Source organism: Xanthomonas sp. F1 (assembly GCF_014199855.1).
The window spans coordinates 884,701-905,975 of record NZ_JACHOK010000002.1 but is presented as its reverse complement, the minus strand read 5'-3'; the positions used below and the strand labels follow the sequence as shown (position 1 = coordinate 905,975).

Annotated in this window: 16 protein-coding genes, 1 tRNA gene and 3 pseudogenes; 8 read left to right on the top strand and 12 right to left on the bottom strand. The window is 65.9% G+C overall.

Going from position 1 to position 21,275, the window contains the following annotated elements; genetic code table 11:
* The first annotated feature begins 90 nt into the window (after positions 1-90).
* The 4 genes from GGR71_RS08475 to GGR71_RS08460 are packed head-to-tail and all read left to right on the top strand — an operon-like array spanning position 91 to position 2,918.
* A complete protein-coding gene (locus tag GGR71_RS08475) occupies positions 91-918 on the top strand; it encodes an alpha/beta hydrolase (RefSeq protein WP_160958949.1) in 828 nt (275 codons plus the stop codon).
* The gene (locus GGR71_RS08470) at positions 918-1,280 is read left to right on the top strand and encodes an EamA family transporter (RefSeq protein WP_160958952.1); all 363 of its coding nucleotides are present in this window, start codon (positions 918-920) and stop codon (positions 1,278-1,280) included. Before GGR71_RS08475 ends, GGR71_RS08470 begins: the two co-directional genes overlap by 1 nt.
* Positions 1,277-1,675, top strand: a complete 399-nt coding sequence (locus GGR71_RS08465; RefSeq protein ID WP_160958954.1) for a DMT family transporter — start codon at positions 1,277-1,279, stop codon at positions 1,673-1,675. The genes GGR71_RS08470 and GGR71_RS08465 overlap by 4 nt, the downstream gene beginning before the upstream one ends.
* On the top strand, positions 1,665-2,918 hold the full coding sequence (locus GGR71_RS08460; RefSeq protein ID WP_160958957.1) for a DegT/DnrJ/EryC1/StrS family aminotransferase: 1,254 nt from the start codon (positions 1,665-1,667) through the stop codon (positions 2,916-2,918). Before GGR71_RS08465 ends, GGR71_RS08460 begins: the two co-directional genes overlap by 11 nt.
* Positions 2,919-3,063: 145 nt before the next feature.
* Here the strand turns inward: GGR71_RS08460 and GGR71_RS08455 are convergent, their stop codons facing one another.
* Both GGR71_RS08455 and GGR71_RS08450 read right to left on the bottom strand, forming a co-directional pair.
* Positions 3,064-3,942 (bottom strand): arginase family protein, encoded by an 879-nt coding sequence (locus GGR71_RS08455; protein ID WP_160958959.1) that lies wholly within the window; start codon positions 3,940-3,942, stop codon positions 3,064-3,066.
* Between the two features lies 1 nt (position 3,943).
* Positions 3,944-5,011 (bottom strand): GNAT family N-acetyltransferase, encoded by a 1,068-nt coding sequence (locus GGR71_RS08450; RefSeq protein ID WP_160958962.1) that lies wholly within the window; start codon positions 5,009-5,011, stop codon positions 3,944-3,946.
* Between the two features lie 112 nt (positions 5,012-5,123).
* Between GGR71_RS08450 and GGR71_RS08445 the strand changes: the two genes are divergently transcribed.
* Positions 5,124-5,399, top strand: a complete 276-nt coding sequence (locus tag GGR71_RS08445; RefSeq protein ID WP_048488946.1) for an acyl carrier protein — start codon at positions 5,124-5,126, stop codon at positions 5,397-5,399.
* A 6-nt stretch (positions 5,400-5,405) separates the two neighbouring features.
* On the top strand, positions 5,406-6,644 hold the full coding sequence (locus GGR71_RS08440) for a beta-ketoacyl-[acyl-carrier-protein] synthase family protein (protein ID WP_160958964.1): 1,239 nt from the start codon (positions 5,406-5,408) through the stop codon (positions 6,642-6,644).
* 65 nt (positions 6,645-6,709) lie between these two features.
* Here the strand turns inward: GGR71_RS08440 and GGR71_RS08435 are convergent, their stop codons facing one another.
* The 10 genes and pseudogenes from GGR71_RS08435 to GGR71_RS08390 form a co-directional block, all read right to left on the bottom strand.
* On the bottom strand, positions 6,710-8,065 hold the full coding sequence (locus GGR71_RS08435; RefSeq protein ID WP_184448744.1) for an aspartate aminotransferase family protein: 1,356 nt from the start codon (positions 8,063-8,065) through the stop codon (positions 6,710-6,712).
* 122 nt (positions 8,066-8,187) lie between these two features.
* The gene (locus GGR71_RS08430; RefSeq protein WP_048488943.1) at positions 8,188-8,880 is read right to left on the bottom strand and encodes an MtnX-like HAD-IB family phosphatase; all 693 of its coding nucleotides are present in this window, start codon (positions 8,878-8,880) and stop codon (positions 8,188-8,190) included.
* Positions 8,881-9,766: 886 nt separating this feature from the next.
* Positions 9,767-10,141, bottom strand: a complete 375-nt coding sequence (locus tag GGR71_RS08425) for a hypothetical protein (RefSeq protein WP_184451874.1) — start codon at positions 10,139-10,141, stop codon at positions 9,767-9,769.
* A gap of 42 nt (positions 10,142-10,183) precedes the next feature.
* A pseudogene (locus tag GGR71_RS08420) lies at positions 10,184-11,040 on the bottom strand (RHS repeat-associated core domain-containing protein); the annotation flags it as partial.
* Between the two features lie 218 nt (positions 11,041-11,258).
* The gene (locus GGR71_RS08415; RefSeq protein ID WP_160958966.1) at positions 11,259-11,696 is read right to left on the bottom strand and encodes a hypothetical protein; all 438 of its coding nucleotides are present in this window, start codon (positions 11,694-11,696) and stop codon (positions 11,259-11,261) included.
* A gap of 1 nt (position 11,697) precedes the next feature.
* Positions 11,698-16,470 (bottom strand): RHS repeat-associated core domain-containing protein, encoded by a 4,773-nt coding sequence (locus GGR71_RS21030; RefSeq protein ID WP_237474304.1) that lies wholly within the window; start codon positions 16,468-16,470, stop codon positions 11,698-11,700.
* Positions 16,471-16,764: 294 nt separating this feature from the next.
* Positions 16,765-17,310, bottom strand: a pseudogene (locus tag GGR71_RS08405) (TrbI/VirB10 family protein); the annotation flags it as partial.
* 120 nt (positions 17,311-17,430) lie between these two features.
* Positions 17,431-17,517, bottom strand: a tRNA-Leu gene (locus GGR71_RS08400).
* Between the two features lie 189 nt (positions 17,518-17,706).
* Positions 17,707-19,113: an oxygen-independent coproporphyrinogen III oxidase gene (gene hemN, locus GGR71_RS08395; RefSeq protein WP_184451803.1), complete on the bottom strand. Its 1,407-nt coding sequence runs from the start codon at positions 19,111-19,113 to the stop codon at positions 17,707-17,709.
* Positions 19,114-19,157: 44 nt separating this feature from the next.
* Positions 19,158-19,600 (bottom strand): annotated as a pseudogene (locus GGR71_RS08390) (group III truncated hemoglobin).
* A 227-nt stretch (positions 19,601-19,827) separates the two neighbouring features.
* Between GGR71_RS08390 and GGR71_RS08385 the strand changes: the two are divergent.
* Both GGR71_RS08385 and GGR71_RS08380 read left to right on the top strand, forming a co-directional pair.
* Positions 19,828-20,133 carry a hypothetical protein gene (locus GGR71_RS08385; RefSeq protein ID WP_184451801.1) on the top strand — a complete coding sequence of 102 codons (306 nt, stop codon included), beginning with the start codon at positions 19,828-19,830 and terminating at the stop codon, positions 20,131-20,133.
* A gap of 101 nt (positions 20,134-20,234) precedes the next feature.
* Complete coding sequence (locus tag GGR71_RS08380; protein ID WP_160958968.1) at positions 20,235-21,266, top strand: 4Fe-4S dicluster domain-containing protein; 1,032 nt, start codon at positions 20,235-20,237, stop codon at positions 21,264-21,266.
* The last annotated feature ends 9 nt before the right edge of the window (positions 21,267-21,275 follow it).

The window sequence follows — 21,275 nt, the reverse complement described above, 5'->3', positions numbered from 1 at the left end:
TTGCACGCCGCCGCGGCGGCGAAAGGCTGCTGAAACGCGCGGCGGCGACCCTGCACGGATTGCCGAGACTGCGCAGCCGCGCCCATTCACATGATCCAATCTGCCGAGTTCCACTTCGAAGGCGGCCGCAACGGCGTGCTGCTGATCCATGGCCTGACCGGCACGCCCAGCGAGATGCGCCTGCTCGGCAAGAGCCTGAACCGTGAAGGCTTCAGCGTCCAAGGCGTGCAGTTGGCCGGCCACTGCGGCGACGAGGACGACCTGCTGGCCACCAGTTGGCGCGACTGGTACGCCAGCGTCGAGGCCGCCGCCGCGCGCATGCGCCCACAGGTGGACCGGCTGTTCGTGGCCGGGCTGTCGATGGGCGCGCTGCTGGCGCTGCGCCTGGCGCAGGAGCGCCCGCAGTGGGTGGACGGGGTGGGCGTGCTCGGCGCCACCTTCCGCTACGACGGCTGGAACATCCCCAAGCGTGCGCGGCTGGCGTTCCTGCTGCCGTGGTTCAAGCGCCTGGGCATCGGCAAGCGCCGCATGTTCCTGGAAGAACCGCCGTACGGCCTGCGCGACGAGCGCATCCGCGCCCAGGTCAGCAGCGCCATGCTCGGCGGCGACAGCAGCGCCGCCGGCCTGCCCGGCAACCCGTGGCATGCCCTGGCCGAGATGTACCTGCTCTCGCGCGAGGTGCGCCGCAACCTGCCCAAGGTGGTCGCGCCGTGCCTGGTCGCACACGCGGCCGAGGACGACATCGCCGACCTGCGCAACGCGCGGCTGGTGATCGCCAATGTCTCCGGGCCGACGGAGCTGCTGCTGCTGCACGACAGCTATCACATGATCACCCTGGACCGCGAACGGCGCGTGCTCGGCGCGCGCCTGGCGCAGTTCTTCGCGGCCCTGACCACGCCACAGCAGGCGGCCGCCTGATGGCGATGAGCGGCTCGGTGGTGGCGATCTGGCTGACGACGGTGGTCCTCGACACCGCCGGCCAGTTGGCCTTCAAGTACGTCGCCAGCCGCCCACAGGGCACTGGCGTGGCGCGCTGGCAGAACATGGCCCGGCAGCCATACCTGTGGTTCGGCGTGGCCTGCTACGTGCTCGAATTCCTCGCCTGGACCGCGTTCCTGTCGCTGGTGCCGCTGGGCCGCGGCGTGCTGTTGGGCTCGATCAACATCGTGGCGATCATGCTGGCCGGGCGCTGGCTGTTCGGCGAACGCCTCGGGCGCATGCAGGTGGCCGGCATCTGCCTGGTCAGCGCCGGTGTGGCTGTGGTGGGGCTGGGCTCATGAGCCGGCCGCAGTTGCATCGCTACGCGGTGGGCTTCGCCCTGCTGCTGAGCTTCGACACCCTGGCGCAGATCGGCTTCAAGCTGGCCGGCACCCACGCCTTCCCCCCGCAGGCCGAACTGGCCTGGGTACTGCGCCTGCTCGGCAGCCCGTGGCTGTACGCCGCGCTGCTCGGCTACATCGGCGCGTTCTTCACCTGGATGAAGCTGCTTGAGCACGCGCCGATCGGCCCGGCCTTCGCCGCCTCGCACCTGGAGGTGGTCAGCGTGATGCTGCTGTCGGCCTGGTGGTTCAACGAACACATCGGCGTCCTGCAGGCGCTGGGCGCGGCGCTGATCGTCGGCGGCATCGTCTGCCTGGCGATGGGCGAACGCGCGGACCCCGCCGATGCGCAGTGAGATTCCGCCGACCGCCGGTCTGCCGCTGCAGTGGCGCGACCTGTGGCCGGGCCGACCACGCATGCGCTTGGCCAGTGCGGTCGGCCTGCCGCAGGCGCTGCTGACCTGCTCCGGCACCGCCGCGCTGATCGTGGCCCTGCGCACCGTGGCCGCGGCCAGCCGGCGCCGGCAAGTGCTGGTGTCGGCCTACACCTGTCCGCTGGTGGCGCTGGCAGTGGCGCACTGCGGCCTGCAACTGGTGCTGTGCGATCTGCTGCCGGGTTCGCTGGAACTGGACCCGGTGCAACTGGCGCAACGCTGCGGCAGCGACACCCTGGCGATCATCGCCACCCATCTCGGCGGGCGTCTGATCGACCTGGCGCCGCTGCGCCGCGCCGCCGAAGGCTGCGGCGCGCTGCTGATCGAGGACGCCGCACAGGCGCTGGGTGGCGTGCACCCCGACGGCCGCCCGGCCGGCCTGGGCGGCGACATCGGCTTCTGCAGCCTGGCCGCCGGCAAGGGCCTGACCCTCTACGAAGGCGGCCTGCTGATGTCGCGGCACGCGCCGCTGCAGCGCAGCCTGGCCGACACCGCAGCGCGCCTGGGCCAGCGCGACTGGCGCTGGGAACTGCGCCGCAGCCTGGAGCTGCTCGGCTACGCCGCGCTGTACCGGCCGCAGCCGCTGCGCTGGGCGTATGGCGCGCCGGTCCGCCGGGCACTGCGCCGCGGCGACCGTATCGGCGCGGCCGGCGACCGCTTTGGCACGGCCATCGCCCAGCACGCGGTCGGTGCCTGGCGCGAAGGCGTCGGCGTGCGCGCCAGCGCGCGCTGGCCGGCATTTCTTGCCCAGATCCGCGAGCAGGGCCGGCGCCGCAGCGCGCGCCTGGCCAGCATCCCCGGCCTGACCGTGATCGCCGATACGCCCGGTGCCCAGGGCAGTTGGCCGATCCTGATGGTGCTGCTGCCCGACGCGGCTGCGCGCGAATCGGTGCTGGCGACGCTGTGGCCGCGCGGACTCGGCGTGGCGGTGCCGTTCGTGCATGCCCTGCCCGGCTACGACTACCTCGACGGCATCGTCGAGCGCACGCCGATGCCCAACGCCAGCGACTTCGCCGCGCGCTGCCTGAGCATCAGCAACAGTCCGTGGCTGGACGAGGCGCGCTTCGAGACCATCGTGGCCACGCTGCAGGCGGCCTGCGCCGCCGCGGTCGGGCCTGCGCCGCTGGACGTCGACCTGATCCCTGCCGTCGCGCCGAGCGCCTGAGCGGGCGACGGGCGGCTTCGCCAGCGTCGCGATGAAGTGCGCCTCCCGTAATGACGGAAGAATCCCGTAGGAGCGGCTTCAGCCGCGAGGGCGTGACCGGTAATGCCTATCGCGGCTGAAACCGCTCCTACAGAAAAAGCGCGCGCTAGCCGACGCTGGCCGCGTCCAACGCCGCCAGCAGCCGCAGGTTCAAGGCGTGCTGCTGCGCCTGCCACGCCGACAGATCCGCCGGCGACGGCTCGGGTTGCGCGTCCAGCGCCGCCAGCTTGCGCTTCCACCATTGCGGGTAATGCGCCAGCGAAACTTCGCCGGTGATGTCGCTGCCGCACACCTGGCCACGCAGCGCGTCGATCGCCTGCAGCAACTGCGGCACGCGCAGTTGGCCCTGGTCCCAGTTGGTGCGCACGTCCTGCGGATCCAGCACGTCCTTGTCCAGCGACAGATAGGTCGGCATCGGCGTGCGCCGCAGGTGCTCGACGAAGGCATCGCCCAACTCGCTCACGCTGTCGAAGCCGCGCACTGCCTGGCCCAGGCCCAGCCGCCGCGCCCAGCCCACGTCCACGCCGCTGCACCAGTAGCGCAGCTTGCCGCGGTACAGCGGCAGCAGATGGTTTTCCCAGGCATGGCCGGGGCCGACGTCGCCGGAGGTGATGCCGGCCACCTCGACCTGCGCCACCTGCGGCAACGCGGCGACGCGTCGCACCCACGAGCCGCAATGCACCCCGAACGGGAAGCGCATGTTGTCCGGGTGGTTGTCGAACACCACCACCCGCAACGGCGCCTGCGCGCGCTGTGCCAGGCGCACGATCAGCGGCAGGCTGAGGTGATGGAAATCGCCGCTGCCCAGCAGCACGGTGCCGTACTGCGCCGGCAGCGCCTGCTCCAGCGCCGCGCCGAAACGGCGCAGCCGCGCCATCGAGCAGGCGAAGCGCAGGCCATCGCACCACTCGCGCAACGGCAGGCGCACGGCGTCGGGCACTGCGCCCAGCGAATCATCGAGATCGAGCAGGACCGGGGTACGCATCTCAGTCCTCCTCGGCGGCATCGGCCGCCGGCCCGACGTCGTCGGATTCGAACAGCGGCCGCAGCCGCCGCAGCACGGCGCGCAGCAGTGGATTGCGCAGGTACACCGCATGCCAGGTGTAGGTGAAGCTGGCGCCGAGCTGGGCCTTCACTTCCGGATCGGTCCAGCCGGCGACGTAGGCGGTCAGGCCGTGGCGGCAGGCGTAATCGAGGTTCTCGATCCAGCTCAGCGCGTACAGGTTGTGCTCGCGCGCATCCGGGTAATGCAAGCCGATGTACTTGTCGAGCAGCCGGCCTTCGTGCACGTAGCACAGGTTCCAGCCGATGATGCGGCCCTGGTGCCGGTACACGAACACCTGCCCGTTCGAGTCGGCGTCGGTCAGCAGCGCATCGAAGAACGGCGCGGTGAGCAGGTCGAAATGGATCTCGCTCTGCGCATACACCTCCTGGTACAGCGCATAGCAGTGCGCGCGCAGCGCCGCATCGGCGAAGGCCGGGCCGGTCGGCAGCACCTCGATCTGCAGATCGGCGCGCGAGCGCAGCTTGCGGCGGATGTTGCGCCGGCGCCCGCGCGAGAGCCGCGCCAGGTAGTCGTCGGTGGAGGCGAAATCGATCGGCACCCAGGCCAGCGCCTGCCCGCGCAACAGGACGTAGCCATTGCGCTCGCAGGCGTCCAGGAACGCCTGCGCCCAGGCGTTGTCGGTGTCATCGAGCAGCGGCGAGCGCTGCGGCACGTCCTTGACGATCATCAGCGCGCGGCGCCGGCCCAGTTGCGCGCGCCACTGCCGCGGCAACTGCGCCGGGTCGGCCGCGCGCGGCAGCCAGGCGTATTCGCTGACGGTACTGCCGACGAAACTGGTGCGCGGCCGCAGCAAGCGCTGCCACAGGCGCTGCAGCGGCAGCCGCGCGACCTTCGCGCGCAGCGCCGGCTCGGCCGTGGTGAGCAGGTCGAAATCGGCCTCGAAGGCCGGCACCCCGTACTCCAGGGGCTGGATCAGGAAACCGGCGGGCGGGTGCTGCAGGAACTGCCGCTGCAAGGCCTGCGGCTCGAGTTGGTTGACGAAAGGCATCTGCAAGATTGATCGTCTAGCGTGGAGAATGGATGCTGCGGCCCAGGCCGCAGCGTGCGATCCACCGGCGGCGGGTGCCGCACGGTGGCCCTTCATTTCGCGGAGCACTGCCATGACCCCGTCCATCGAGTCGCAAATCCACAGCATCGTCGCCAAGCATGGCGAGATCGACCCGGCGCGTCTGACCCCCGATGCCAAGCTGCAGGACCTGGGCGTGGATTCGCTCGAGGCCATCGAAATCCTGTTCGACATCGAAGAGCATTTCGACATCACCTTCCCGCAGCGCGACCCGAACCTGGACGACGGCTCGCTCGGCAAGCTGGTGCAGGCGGTCGAGGACGCGCTGGCGGCCAAAGCGGCGGCCAGCGCGGCGCAACCGGCGCACTGACGCACCATGGGCGCCTCTCCGCACGCGCGGCGCGTCGTCGTCACCGGCATGGGCGCGGTCAGCGCGCTCGGCCTCGGCGCCGAGGCGCTGTGGAGCGCGATGCGCGAGGGCCGCAGCGGCATCGCCGCCCTGCCCTCGCCCGATCCGCTCAGCACCCTGAAGATGCGCGTGGCCGCGACCCTGCAAGGGTTCGCCCCGGACGCCACGCAGACCGGCGGCATCGCCCCCGGCCAGCTCGATCGCATGACCCAGATGGCCCTGGTCGCCGCCCGCGAGGCGATCGCCCAGTCCGGCCTGCCGCACGGCGATGCCGCGCTCGGCGCGCGCTGCGCGGTGGTGGTCGGCACCGGCGTCGGCGCCGAACTCAGCCGCGACGAGCAATCGCGCCGGCTGTACCGCGACCAGGCCGAACGCCTGCACCCGCTGACCATCGTACGCAGCATGGCCAATGCTCCGGCCAGCCAGATCAGCATCGCCTTCGGCCTGCGCGGCCCGGCCTTCGCCGTCTCCAGCGCCTGCGCCTCGGCCAACCACGCGTTCGCGCAAGCCGCGCTGATGGTCCGCCACGGCCTGGCCGACGTGGCCATCGCCGGTGGCAGCGAAGCCTGCCAGAGCCTGGCGCTGATCCGCGCCTGGGAAGCGATGCGGGTGGTCAGCGACGACACCTGCCGGCCGTTCTGTGCGCAGCGCAGTGGTCTGGTGCTGGGCGAAGGCGCCGGGATGTTCGTGTTGGAAAGCGCCGAGTACGCGGCTGCCCGCGGCGCGCGGCCGCTGGCGGAACTGGCGGGATTCGGCATGAGTTCCGATGCCGGCGACATCGTCGCGCCGAGCATCGACGGCGCCGCCACGGCGATGCGCCTGGCACTGCAGGATGCCGGCCTGGCGCCGGAACAGATCGACTACATCAACGCCCACGGCACCGGCACGCAGGCCAACGACCGCTGCGAAACCCAGGCGCTGCGGCAGGTGTTCGGCGCGCACGCCGAGGCGCTGGCGATCAGCTCGACCAAGGCGGTGCACGGGCATGCGCTCGGCGCGGCCGGCGCGCTGGAACTGGTGGCGGCGATCGGTGCGCTGCGCGAGCAGGTGGTCCCGCCCACGGCCAACTTCCTCGATGCCGATCCGGAATGCGATCTGGACTACGTGCCCAATCAGGCGCGCGCCCGCCACGTGCAGGCGGTGCTGAGCAATTCCTTCGCCTTCGGCGGACTCAATGCGGTGATTGCGCTGCGCGCGGCGGGCTGAAGCGCCCGCCGCCGCAAACAACGGCGGGAGGCAACGCGATATGCGCGCGTCGTCTCCCGCCCGGCTCATGCGACCTGCTTGGCGCGGGTCAGCAACTGGTCCAGCAAGGACAGGCCCAGGTCGATCTCTTCGTGGCTGATGTGCAGCGACGGCGCCAGCGTGATCACGTTCTTGTAGTAACCACCCACGTCCAGGATCAGGCCGATGCGCTTGCCGTTGTGACGCAGCTCGCCTTCCAGGCCCATGTCGACCATGGTGTCGAGCAGCTTGCGGTTCGGCGTGAAGCCGTCCGCCTGGCAGATTTCCGCGCGCAGGGCCAGGCCCAGGCCGTCGACGTCGCCGATTTCCGGGTGACGCTTCTGCAGGTCGCGCAGGCCGTCCAGGAAGTGCGCGCCCTTGGCCATCACCATCGACTCGTAGTCGGTCTCGGCCAGCATGCGCATGGTCTCCAGGCCGACCGCGGTGCCCAGCGGGTTGGAGGCGAAGGTGGAGTGAGTCGAACCCGGCGGGAACACGGTCGGGTTGATCAGCTCCTCGCGCGCCCAGATGCCGGCCAGCGGATTGAGGCCGTTGGTCAGCGCCTTGCCGAACACCAGCACGTCCGGGGTCACGCCGAAATGCTCGATCGCCCACAGCTTGCCGGTGCGGAAGAAGCCCATCTGGATTTCGTCGACCACCATCAGGATGCCGTACTTGTCCAGCACCCGCTTCAGGCCGGTGAAGAAGTTCGGCGGCGGGATCACGTAGCCGCCGGTGCCCTGGATCGGCTCGACGTAGAACGCCGCGTACTCGCACTGCCCGGCCTTGGGGTCCCACACGCCGTTGTACTCGGTCTCGAACAGACGCTCGAACTTGGCCACGCACTGCTCGCCGTATTCTTCCTTGGACATGCCCTTGGGGCCGCGGAAGTGATACGGAAATTCGATGAACTGGGCGCGGTCGAAATGACCGAAGCGGCGGCGGTAGCGGTACGACGAGGTGATCGCCGAGGCGCCGAGGGTACGCCCGTGGTAGCCGCCTTCGAAGGCGAACACCAGGCTCTTGCCGGCGCTGGCATTGCGCACGATCTTCAGCGAGTCTTCCACCGACTGCGCGCCACCGACGTTGAAGTGCACGCGGCCCTTGCGGCCCCACTTGCGCTCGGCGTCGACCGCGATGGTCTTGGCCAGCTCGATCTTGGTCGGGTGCAGGTACTGGCTGGCGACCTGCGGCAGCGTCTCGATCTGGCGGGTCAGCGCCTGGTTCAGGCGCGGATTGGCGTAGCCGAAGTTGACCGCCGAGTACCACATCTGCAGGTCCAGGTACGGCACTTCTTCGGTGTCGTACAGGTAGCTGCCGTCGCAGCGGCCGAAGATGCGCGGCGGCTCGCTGTAGTGCACGGTGTCGCCGTAGGAGCAGTACTGGGACTCGTCGGCCAGCATCTGCGCATCGCTCAGCGCGCGCTGGTGGTCGGCGCCGGTGCGCAGCAGCGCCTCCGGATCGGGCGCGGCATCGCCATGCAGCGGTGCGAGCGAGGAAAGCGAAACATTCCGGTTCATCGGGATCAGGCTCGTTGGGTGACGGGAAGCGGGAAGGACACGGGGGCGGTCGCCGGCGTGGCCAGGTCGGGCAGCAGGGCGATGGCGTCGTCGAAACCGGTGATCGCGCAATGGGCGATCCCGTTGGCGCGGCAATGGCGCAGCAGCCCGTCCTTGGCGAACACCAGGTCGGCCTTGCCGGCCAGGCAGAAATCGGAGCGGCCGTCGCCGATCAGCAAGGTGGCGCGCTCGGGCGGCTGTTGCGCCATCACCGCGCACTTGCAGGTGCCGCTGGGGCAGTCCGGCCGCGCATGCGGCGAGGCCATGCGCCACTCGCCCGCGTCGGTGCGCAGCAGGCGGTTGGCGATGATCGGCAGATGGTGCAGGCCGTGGCGGGCCAGAATCCGGGCGATGCCGTAGTCGAGGCCGTCGCTGACGATGCTCAGCGGGATGCCCAGGCGCTCGGCCAGCGCCACGAAGCGCACGAAGGCCGGATCGATCCGCACTGCATCGAGCACCCGGTGCAGCGCATCGACGTCGCCGTCGAGCAGCGCGACCTGCTTGCTCATGCACTCGCGGGCCCCGATCCGACCGGCGACCCAGTCGTCCTCCAGTTCCTGCCAACCGGGGCGCCCGAGGTGCTCGAGCAGACTGTCGGTCACGTCCTGCAGGGACACGGTACCGTCAAAATCGCAAAGGATGTTCCATTGGGCGCGCAAGGTGGCTCTCCGGCTGATGGGGGCAGAGCCTAGGCACGCTGTCTTTCGCACTCCTTTCGGCGAGGTGAAAGAAAGCGGGGCGTTCACATTGGGCGTGGTAGGTGGCCTGCCGCCCTTCCGCTGAAGCCGGGATGGCCACCACGGCGACTTCGCGGGCCGACAGTGCCGCGTTGGTGGTTGGGGATGAAGAGAACGCGGTCAGTGCCTGACAATGCACTGTCGCGCTAGGAACTAGCAGGAGTAGAGCGCTGCTAGGTGCATGCATGCCTGAGCTTTCTTGTCTTGGAGTCGTGACGAAGGGCTCAGTCTGCGGCACTGCTCGGCCAGGCGTCGCCTCCCGGCCGAGCACCACGCGCATGAAGAAGCCAGAGGTGTAGGACACACCGCGCCCGCGGTTAGCCCCCTTCGCCGGCAAGCACACGCGCCACTCATGCGAAAGGTTCGATACCCATATAGCTCACGACTCCCACATCTCTTTCTTTATCACCCTCCACACTCCAGCCTTCTTTCTTAGAAATATATCTGCATTTTTCCCCGTGGGCGGGAACGATATTTCAACAAAAGCCGCATCGTCATCGAAATAAATTTTATCAATGCTAATAAATGGCCGACCCTGACTAAATCCAGGCGTGGTTATATACACAACTCTTACCCCACGCCTCTCATCCGAACAAATTTTTCACTAGAATTAATCTGACTCGCAAGAAACGGCACATCAGGCGATTTTAAATGTGTCGCACCATACTCAGCAATCTCGGAATCGTTTTTTACCGCTAGCAATATCTCGATACTCTGAGGACTGCACTGCGCAACTTTCTCGGCAGTAGCATCGTTTGAACATGCGATGCTTGCAAGTGACAAAACGGACAAAACAGACACATTCAGGCTAGTGCGGAATCGGCGTTCCATAGACGAAATTTTCATACTGCCATCCCTCTTCAGTGGTTGATCTGTTTCTATTCCAAAAATATTCTGAAAAATTAACTAACTCATGCTCTACCGTCGCGTCTATAGTTCTTAGCAGTTCATCACTACGATCCCCGGCTTCGTACCGATCAAAGTAGCTGGAGTGAATCAGGATATCCCCGGTGCCACGCTTATAGGTTCCACTTTCATGCCTTAGAAATTGCGGCGTTATGACGGGACCATTGCACGGATCAAGAAGATGATCCAGATGATCTTTTCCAATTCTTCCAAAGCGAGCGAAACCATCATATTTTCTTGGTGTCATCCGCTCCTTCAGCCCATTGATGTATGACACCGTATTCGGATATTTCTGCTTTACCCCGGGGTGGAATCGCAGCAACCCAAGTGGGTCAAGATAGGAGGCCGGATCTGCCCCAACATGCTATAAGCGCTGATTCCGCCCTCCAACCCAATCGGATCACTCTGCACATATCGACCCGCGCCCGGCTCGTAGTCTCGAAAGTAATTCTGATTGAGACCGCTCAGCGCGTCATAGCGCTGGCCCGGAAAACGCATGTCGAACACGAAGGCGTTGCCATCCTTGTCCGGATCCTGGTCTGGAGCGGTCGTACCAAAGGCTTCGCCCTTCAGGTCCCAGCGCCAGATCGCCAAATCGCGGACCGGGTCGATGACGGCGCGCGGCGTGCCCAGGTGATCCGGCTGCACATAGCGCAGCGCGGTCTTGGCCAGCACGCCCACCGGCAGGTCGTCCAGCCAGATCGCCTGCTGCACGACCGCACCGTTGTTGGCGTAGTCACCCAGCCAGTGGCCGCTCTCGTCGTACAGCGTGTAAGTGTTGGTAGTGCCTACCCGCCGTACCTGCTCGCCGCGGCCGCTATAGGCATAGTTCGCCACCACAGTGCCACTTCGCTTGACCTGCGTCAGCCGCCCATTGGCGCCATACACATACTGCACGGCCGTGCCACCGATCGCAGTGGTGTTGCCGGCCGCGTCATAGCTACGTGCGGTACCGGCCACGCTGCTCAGGCGGTGGCTGGTGGTCGGATAGATGTAGGTCTGTGTGGTGGTGTTGACCTTGGCGCTTAGGCGGTTGCCAGTGACGTCGTAGCTATAGCCGTCAATCACCGTATCGGTCGGGCCGTCCTTGAACGCGGTCAGCCGGCCCAGCGGGTCGTAGTCCAGCTTCACCACCGGCTCGGTGTTGCCCGGTGCGGTCAGCGCGCTGAGGGTACCGCCCACGTTCTGCAGGGTCCGCGCCAGCCGGTTAAGCGGGTCGTAGTCGTTTTGGGTGAAATCACCGAGCGCCTCGGTGACGGTCTTGGTGCCGTTGGCGTAATAGCCTAAGTCGGTCGGGTAACCCTGCACTGTTGCCTGCGTGGCCAGAGTGCATCGACTATTCCTGCCACCGCGCCCGGGCAACTCGTTCATTCAGTTCGCGGAGACAGGCCATTCTACAGGTAGTTGCTCTCCTGGGGCGGATCCTCGATGATTTTCAGAAGCTCGTCTTTGTTTCTGGTGTACTTGATCGTCGCAAAGGTTTCCAAGTACGTCATGGTCCTACCGCCTGGACGCGCAGCAAAGACAAAAAAATTCTCCTTGCTAGCTTTCAACCCTATCTTGCCAATGAAAAAACGAATATTGAGCAACTGAGAAATCGTCGAGCTGGGGCTGGCCAGCACGACGGTCTTGCGCGCGCAGTTCTGGAAGAAGTCATCGAATGCTGCACCCGATTTCGGCTCAACCTCATTGATCCTCATGACCTCGTGTCCATCGTGGACATCGAGCTCCACCACGACCACAGCACGGGCATCACACGAGCTGGAGGCACTCGCTGGGCCAACGATGGAGAAGGTGAGTAATGCTGCTGCAAAGCTCGCGACTAGCTTCATGTCATTCACCCGTATATCTCAGAACGGTCATGTTTGTAGGATCGGGAAAGCTGTCGCTACCGACAGGTCCCACGTACACCTCATGGGCTCCCAGCGTAGACACGCCACCGTTTCCGCTGGGAACCACTATGGCTGTATGTCCAGTCGAGTTTGGCCCAAGGTTCCTATAGGCCGCAATGTCGCCAGGCATTCGCTCTTCATACTGCCCGAGCCTCCTCCAATTTGGAATCGCTCCCTGAGCGAGCTCTGCCGCAGTAGCGCAGCGATCAACGGATGCGCCATTTCTGTCTTTTACCGAGACCGTCGTCGGAGCACCTGCTGCGGACGCAGCGTCGCAAACAAACGAGGAGCACTTCCACGAGCCTTTCGGGTACTGCTCTGACCTCGACTCGTAAAACCCGTAAGCTGTAGATCCGACCTTCTGCATCGCCCAGTCAGAAATCCTCACTCGTGTCTGCAGGTTGCGTGGACTTCCCTCCACAAGGCCGAAGGGATCGATCTTTGCGAGCGGGGCACCTCCTGCATAGGTGAATGTCCCGACACCACCGAGCAGTCCCATCGGATCGCTCTGCCCGTATCGCCCAGTGCCCGGCTCGTAGTCACGGAAGTAGTTCTGATTCAGCCCACTCAGCGCGTCATAGCGCTGCCCCGGGAAACGCATGTCGAACACGAAGGCAGTGCCGTCCTTATCCGGGTCCTGGTCCGGAGCGGTGGTGCCGAAGGCTTCGCCCTTCAGGTCCCAGCGCCAGATTGCCACGTCGCGAACTGCATCGATCACAGCGCGCGGGGTGCCCAGGTGGTCGGGCTGCACGTAACGCAGTGTGCTCTTGGCCAGCACGCCGACCGGCAGGTCGTCCAGCCAGATCGCCTGCTGCACGACCGCACCGTTGTTGTCGTAGTCGCCCAGCCAGTGGCCGCTCTCGTCGTACAGCGTGTAAGTGTTGGTGCTTCCAACGCGCCGCACCTGCTCGCCGCGGCCGTTGTAAGCGTAGTTCGCCACTACTGAGCCGCTGCGCTTGACCTGCGTCAGTCGGCCATTTGCTCCATACACGTACTGCACGGCCGTGCCACCGATCGCCGTGGTGTTGCCGGCCGCATCGTAGCTGCGCGCGGTACCGGCCACACTGCTCAGGCGGTGGCTGGTGGTCGGATAGGTGTAGGTCTGGGTGGTGGTGTTGACCTTGGCGCTCAGGCGGTTGCCAGTGGCGTCGTAGCTATAGCCGTCGATCACCGTATCGGTCGGGCCGTCCTTGAACGCGGTCAGCCGGCCCAGCGGGTCGTAGTCCAGTTTGATGACCGGTGCGGTATTGCCGGGCGCGGTCAGCGCGCTGAGGTTGCCGACCGGATCGAAGGCGAAGCCCACCGCCAGGCCATCGCTACGGGTGTCGTTGACCGCCAGCGGCCGGTAGTCCTGATCCAGCAAGCGCTGCATCGGACGACCGTTGCCGTACGTCCACCCCGCGACCGGGCCGAACGGATAGTAGGTGGCTTGGTTCAGCAGCACCTGTCGCGTGCCGCCGGGCTGGGTCACCCCGACTTCGGTGGTCTGGCCCTGGGCGTTGCGTACGTAGTCCACCACCGCCCCATCCGGGTAGGTCAGGCGGCTCAGTTGCCCGGCCTTGGTGTAGGCATAGCGGATCACGAACACCTTGCCGTTGGTGGTCTGCACCTTGCGCACCAGATCGCCGAAGCGGTCATAGCAGTAGTCGGTGCTGCCGCTGCCGTCCTGCATCCGGGTCAGGCGACCGACGCCATAGGTCTCGCCGCTGGCACAGGTGGTCTGGCTGACGTCGTAGGTGTAGCTGACGTTGAGGCTGGTGGTCGGATAGGTGACCTGGGTCAGGCGGTTCAACGCGTCGTAGCCGTAGCTGGTCTTGATGTTGCGCGCATCGGTCTGGGTGGCGCGGTTGCCGGCGCTGTCGTAGGTGTACGTGGTGCTGCCGGTGTCCGGGCTGGTGAGCTTGGTCAGGTCGCCCAGGCTGTTGTAGGCATAAGTAGTATCCAGGCCCTTGGGGTCGGTGACCTTGGTCAGGTTGTCCAGCGCGTCGTAGCCGAACTTGGTCTCGGCGGCGATGCCGCCCACGTCCTGCAGGGTCCGCGCCAGGCGGTTGAGCGGGTCGTAGTCGTTCTGGGTGACATGACCGAGCGCGTCGGTGACGGTCTTGGTGTTGCCGTTGGCGTCGTAACCGAAGTCGGTCGGATCGCCCTGCGCGGTGGCCTGCGTCGCCAGTTGGCCGAGCTGGTTGTACACCCGCGAGAGCGTGCGCTTGAGCGTGCCCGACGCATCCTTGGTGTCTTCCTTGAGGCGGTTGCCGGCATTGTCCAGGGTGTAGTGGATGGTGTTGCCGGCGTTGTCGGCGATATCGGTCAGCCGGTGCGCGGCGTCGTAGGTGAAGCGGGTGAACGCGCCATCGGGCTGCGTCACCTGCTTGACCAGGCCGGTCGGCCAGTAGTCGATGGCGGTGATGCGATCGTCGCTCTCGCTGCTGTCGTCGGCCTCGCGCACCTTGCTGGCGGTCAGCCAACCGCGCGGGTGGTAGGTGAAGTCAGCGATTACACCGTTGGCGTCCTTTGCGGACAGCACGCGGCCGGCACCGTCGTATGACAGATATTCGGTGACTTGGCCCAGCGCGTTGGTCACCTTCCACAGGTCGCCCTTGCGGTATGGGCAGGCGGCAGAGGTAGTGGCGCAGTTGGGCGCATCCGCCATCCGATAGGTGTAGGTCGTGACGTCCGCCTTGTCCGAGCGCGGCCCATCCTCCTTGATCACCAATCCAAGCAGCGGGCATGTGCCTGCGCTGATGTCATTCTGCTCGCAATAGGTCGTCGTGCTCGTACGGACGGCAGCCGTTTGCGAGGATTGGAATTGCGTCAAAGCCAACGGTTGGCCACGTGCATTGAAGGTCCGCATGTAGCCGGCCACAGGCTTGCCAGCGGCGTCGTACACCAAGCGCCTGGCGATCTGTCCGTAGGTGCTGCGCGTGATCTCGACCCGGCGCTGCTGCGCGGATCCCAGACCTTCAACGATCGATTCTGAGGGATCGGACGAATATGTATACTGCGTGACTGATCCAGTCGTCGCGATGGACTTGATGATCCTCTGGTACTCGTCGTACTGCTTCGATATCTGGCCGGAGGGATCCAACTCGCTGGTTGGACGGTGATAGGCATCGTCGCGCAGCGTATAGCTGCGTGTTGCGCCAGCAGCGGTCACGACCTGCGTATGCGCCGCATCGGGATAGCTCACGCGGACGGTGTTGACCGGGGTGTCCCCACCGCCCTCGGACTTGTAGGTCAACCGATCATTGGCGTCGTAGCCAAAGCTCTTTTGTCGTTGCCCCTGCTCATCGACAACACCCGTCAAGACGTTCTGCCCTGCAACCCCGATCAGATCCTGTTCGCCATACAAGAACTGGCGGACAGCGGTAGGGTCCTTCCATATCTTCGACAGATTGCCCGAGCTATCATATTCAAGAAGAACCTCACGATCCGCACCGGTGACCTTGCTAATCCGGCCATTCACGTACTCAAAATTCAATGTCCGCCCCGCCGGCGACGTCAGCCGAACGACTCGACCATCGTCATCACGTTGCACCACGAATGGGGCCTGGCCCATCAGGCCGAACTCGGCGACCCGGCCATCGTCGTTGAACTTGTACTGAAAATTTCCGGATGTATAGATACTGCCATTGTCATCGTTGGTCACTCGATCCGCTGGGCGTCCCTCCAAGCCAAAGCCCTCGCCGTCGTCTACAAATAACCTTGAATACGTGCCTGGCGCGACCTCAATGTAAGAATCATTTCCGCCTAAAGCCATGCGCTTTTCAAAGCTCAAATCCCACGAGCGGGATTTGGAGTCATACGCAAGCGAAACGGGAAATCCTTCGATGGACAACAGGTCTTCATTCAGGGCATGAGCACCTGTTCCAAGCTGAACGCCCGCCGAGTTACAGCCCTCTTCTCCGCAAGACAGGTCGAGACGCCGGACGATCTTGTAGACATGAGGGTCCATGCAGAGTTCCGAAGGTGGATTGGAACCACCCGCCGAACCCCAGTCGTCATCCTCGTAATCGCGAGCAACCATACCCTGTGGGCACTGGAAAGGATCGACCCGCGTATAATCACCAGAAGTTTCGTATGTCTCTCCAGACTGCCTCACCAAGTGTTGCAGATTCATCTTCCGGCCCGAATAAACCACCGCGCCGTAGTGAGGCGCCGTTAGATCTGATGACTGATCCCCCCCCATGGTCGGCTTTGTGCCTGAACTAACAGCCACCCATGAGCCGGTGCTCGCTTTAGGAGTCACGACTTCGCGACCACTTACCACTTCCGGCAAATTCACCGCCGTCACATTAGACAAATCAGTTTCAGACTTACAATGATACCCCTCGGCATAGGGAATCCTGTAATCACAAGGAGAATATTTAGGCATTCCCTCGGGGTCGAGAGAATACCCTTTATCCAAAAATCTGGCAGGAGGAAGATCTTTTGCCTCATATTCGTAAATAAGCAAATCCTGCGCCCTGTTATCCATTACATCCGCATAATAGGGACCTTGCCTAATCATCCTAAGCTGACGCCCGTTCGCATCGGAGGTCGCTGCGTCGAATGCGGCTTGAAAGCTCGAAAAACACTGATCCGGGCTTCCAGTAACGGACTCCACGTAACAATACTTATTTTCAGCACGAGCGCCGAAGGAAGTGGCAAAAAAGATTGCCAAAGCCCCCACTAGAGTCGAAAATGTTCGGAACCCATTGCTAAACAAGACCTGCATGTCAGACTCCCTGTCGCGATCTGATTTCAGCGCCCGAAGTACATATATTCGGACTTTCCATTAGGAGATAAGTGCCACCGGCGAGGTTGCGCCTCGATTTCAGCGCGAATCAGATTGGGGGTGCCGAGTACTTTTGGAAGGATCGCCCGAATTCTTCAACAGGCAACGCAATAAACCGCCAGGGCGCTGGCCGACATGCCCAAAGCCAGCAATTTTGTTCATATTCAGTCCGTGAACACTTGAACATTGTGGCGGCCACACTACCCCCAAACATATTGCAGGGGCAAGCTTCTATCAGCCCTTCCATCGAAACCCTCGATCCCGGGCCATGAACGCCTCTAGGATGTCCTGGTACGGCCGCAGCACCAGATCTCGATTGACGACGGTGCGCACCGGCAGCCCGGGCCGGGCCGTCAAGTTGGATCGCACATTGAGGTTCCGTCGGGTCAGTTCCTACCCAACCTGATTCACGGAGTCCTGCAGCCCGTCCCGGCCAGCGATGACGATGCGGTTGCCGTCCTGGCGATTCTCCGGCGCGGCCAGTTCGGCTCCCACGCCTAAAGAGCGTGGTGAGCGCCGCGCCGACCAGCAGGCGGTTCCCGTGCCGGTACACACCGCCCTCCAGGCCCGCGTAGCAGGCCGGATCGGTGCCCACGAGGTTATCGAACGTGAGCGAAGACGTGTCAGGCAGGATGATCCGGTGCAAGACCACCTGCAGGCGACTCTGCTCATGGCGTTGTAACGGCCGAAAATGCGCGAGCCCCGCGGGATGATCAGATGCCAGCCCGTGGCCGTGTCATATATCGGTTCGGTCACTGTGCAGATGACGTCGCCCGACAGGCCAGCGCCACTTGACCACAGCACCTAACCGCGGCGCAAGCGAATCAGCCGGCTGCACAAAAACTACACAGTAGCGAAGTCGATCGGCGCCGCCTGAGCGCTGAAACTCTTACGAACCCATGGTGCCCGGAGCCGGAATCGAACCGGCATGGGGTCGCCCCCGGCGGATTTTAAGTCCGATGCGTCTACCAGTTTCGCCATCCGGGCCTGGTGGCGCGTAGCGTGCCTGATCGCGCGGCGCTTGTGAACCGCAGGGCGCTGCCGATCCGCCAAACGCGCCGAACAGAGACACCACATACCGGCATCGGCAGGCCTGAGTACCACCACCGAAAAGTCCCCTGCACCGCCGCCACGGCAGCACCGGGGATGCCAACGGCAAGGGAATCCGCGCGGCGCTCAGATCGCGCGCGAATAGCGCGCCGGCTGGTCGGGCTGGCGCAGATAGCGGTCGAAGCACATGGCGATCAGGCGCAGCAGCGGGCGGCCGCGGGCGGTGGCCTGGACCACGCCGTCGCGGTCGTCGGCCAGGCCGTCCGCGCAGAGCGGCGCCAGGGCGCGCAGTTCCTCGCGGAAATAGCTGGCGAAGTCGATGCCGTGGCGCTGCGCCAGCGCTGCCACGTCCACGCTTCCCTGGCACATCAACTGCTGGATCAGTTCGGCGCGCAGGGCGTCGTCGGCGCTGAGTTGCAGGCCACGCAGCACCGGGCTGTCGCCGGCGTCCACGGCCGCTTCCCAGGCCGGCAGGTCGCGCTGGTTCTGGCTGTAACTGGCGCCGATGCGGCTGATCGCGCTGACGCCCAGGCCCAGCAGATCGGTGTCGGCGTGGGTGGTGTAGCCCATGAAATTGCGATGCAGGCTGCCCTGCCGCTGCGCGCGCGCCAGGTCTTCCTGCGGCAGCGCGAAATGGTCCATGCCGATGTACTGGTAACCGGCCGCCGAGAGCCTGCTGACCGCCAGGCCGAGCAGCGCCAGCTTCTGTTCGGCGTCGGGCAGGTCGGCGTCGGCGATGCGCCGCTGCGCCTTGAACAGCTGCGGCATGTGCGCGTAGCCGTAGACCGCCAGGCGGTCCGGACGCGCGGCGATCACCGTCTCCAGGGTCTGCTCGAACCCGGCCAGGGTCTGCCGCGGCAGGCCGTAGATCAGGTCGACGTTGACCGAGCGCATGCCGTGCACGCGGCAGGCGCGCAGGATGTCCAGGGTTTCGTGCACGCCCTGGCGGCGGTTGATCGCCTGTTGCACCAGCGGGTCGAAATCCTGGATGCCCAGGCTGGCGCGGTTGAAGCCCAGTTCGGCCAGCGCGGCGATGTCCTGCGGGGTCACCGTGCGCGGGTCCAGTTCGATGGACATCTCGCGGTCCGGCGCCTGGCTGAAGCGGAACAGGCTACGCAGGCCCTGCACCAGTTCGCCGAGCAGCTCCGGCGCCAGGAAGTTCGGGGTGCCGCCGCCCAGGTGCAGTTGCACCACCTCGCGCTCGCCCTCGAAACACGCGGCCATCATCGCCGCCTCGCGCAGCAGCCGCTGCACGTAGCCGCGGCCGCGCTCAGGGTCGCGGGTGATGACCCGGTGGCAGCCGCAGTAGAAACAGGGGCTGCGGCAGAACGGCACGTGCACGTACAGCGACAGCGGCCGCCGCGGATCGCTGGCCTGGACCGCGGCGAACAATTGCGCCGGGCCGAAGCCGGTCTGGAAATGCGGCGCGGTCGGGTACGAGGTGTAACGCGGGCCGGGACGGTCGTAGCGGCGCAGCAGGTCGGCGTCGAAGGTCCAGGCGGCGGAGGGATCGGGCGCGGTGAGGATGTCCATGGACCGAGCATGCGCGGCACCGGGCGCGGCCGCCTTGACCTGGATCAATCCACGCACGTGGTCGGCAATAGCGGCGACACCGGCTCGACGGACGCCAGCTCATCTGATGCCGACGCCAGAAGGTCTCGGCGATGCGCTGGGCGATGTCGTCGGCCAACAACCGCATCGGCGCGTTGTGCAGTTCGGCGGTGGTGGCGCGGAACAGGCCCAGCCAGCGCTGGAACAGCAGCTCGCTGAGTTCGCGCATGGCCATGTGCCGCGGCATTGGCGCACCGCGGAAGCGCCGGGTACCCCGCAGCATCGCCGACCAGAAATCGCACAGCTGCCGCTCATGCGCATCCCAGTCCTCGATGTGCGCGGCGAACACCGCCGACAGATCGGCGTCGGCGCGCACGCGGCGGTAGAACGCTCCCACCAGCGCCTGCACCTCCGCTTCGCTGCACAGGTCCGGCCCCGGCAAGGGCATGCCTTCGATCTCGTCCTGCATGGCCCGCTCCACATCCTTCGATGTCGCCAGTCTCCACGCCGCCACGGCGGCGGCCTTGATCAGGATCAATGTCGGGCCGGCCCGCGCTGCCTAGTCTGCTGCTGCGGCATGCGCCGACGCCGGTGTCGACGGGGGATCGGCGGCCAGGCGGCTGGCAGGCGCGGCGACGTGTGGCGCCGCTGCCTTGGCGCATGCCGCATCCTCCTTTCGCGATGGAATCCACCGTCATGACCTCTCCCGACGATCCGCTGCTCGACCCGCTCGATCCCGGCGCGCCGCGCCCGCTGGTGCAGCGGCTGGGAGTGATCCTTTGGCCGAGTTTCCTGGTCGCCGGCGCCATGAGCGTGCTGTTCTTTGCCTTGGTCGATCCGCTGGCGCTGCGCGACATCACCTTCCCCGGCCGCCAGATCAGCCGCGAGCTGGGCTATACGGTGGGTTTCTTCATGTTCTGGCTGGCGACGCTGGCCTCGAGCCTGCTGACCGGCTTCCTGTTGCGTCCGGCGCCGCACGGCGACGCCGCGCCGCTGTCCTGAGCCAGCTGCCGATGCCTCGCCCGATCCACTTGCATGTCGTCACCTCACCCGCAGCCGCGGCAGGACCGGCGCCGCCACATCGGTACACGCAATGCCGACGCGTGGTGCTGTGGCTGCTGTTCGCCGCCTTCTACCTGCTGCCCTGGCTACGCTTGCAGGGCCGGCAGGCGCTGCTGCTGGACCTGCCGGCGCGGCGCTTCGACCTGTTCGGCTGGACCCTGTGGCCGCACGACGTCGGCTGGCTGCTGCTGGCGCTGGCCGCCGCCGCAGCGGCGCTGGCGTTGCTCACCACCTTGGCCGGGCGCCTGTGGTGCGGATTCGCCTGTCCGCAGACGGTGTGGAGCCACGCTTTCGGCTGGATCGAACGGCGCTTCGCCGACCGGCCGGCCGCGGCACGGCACCTGCTGTGGGCGACCGTGGCGCTGTGGACCGGGGTCAGCTTCGTCGGCTACTTCGTGCCGATCGCCGATCTGGTCGCGCGCCTGCATCCGTTCGCCTGGAGCGGCTGGGAGACGTTCTGGGTGCTGTTCTATGCGCTGGCCACCTGGGGCAATGCCGGCTTCCTGCGCAGCCAGGCCTGCCGCTATCTGTGTCCGTACGCGCGCCTGCAGCCGCTGCTGTGCGACCGCGACACGCCGCTGATCGGCTACGACGCGATGCGCGGCGAACCGCGCGGCGCCCGCGCACGCGGCCACGGCAGCGTCGCCCAGCGCGGGCGGCGCCTGCTCGACCCCGTCACCGCCCGCGACTACGCGTTGCGCGCCAGCATCGCCCAGCTCGCCGGCCAGGGCGGCAGCCGCAGCGAGGCCCTGGCCGCCTATGCCGGCACCCTGCCCAAGTTCAGCGCCGAGCAGCTCGGCGACTGCGTGGCCTGCGACGCCTGCGTGCAGGCCTGCCCGGCCGGCATCGATCCGCGCAATGGCGCGCACTACGCCTGCACCGCCTGCGGCGCCTGCGTCGAGGCCTGCGATCGCAGCATGGATCGCCAGGGGTTCGCTCGCGGCCTGCTGCGCCGGGCCGGCGCCAATGCCATCGACCGCCAACCACGGCACTGGTGGCGGCGGCCGCGGTTGCTGAGTGGCGGCGCCATCTTGCTGGCGGCACTGCTGGCGTGGTGGTGGCTGGCGGCCTGAGCCGGATTG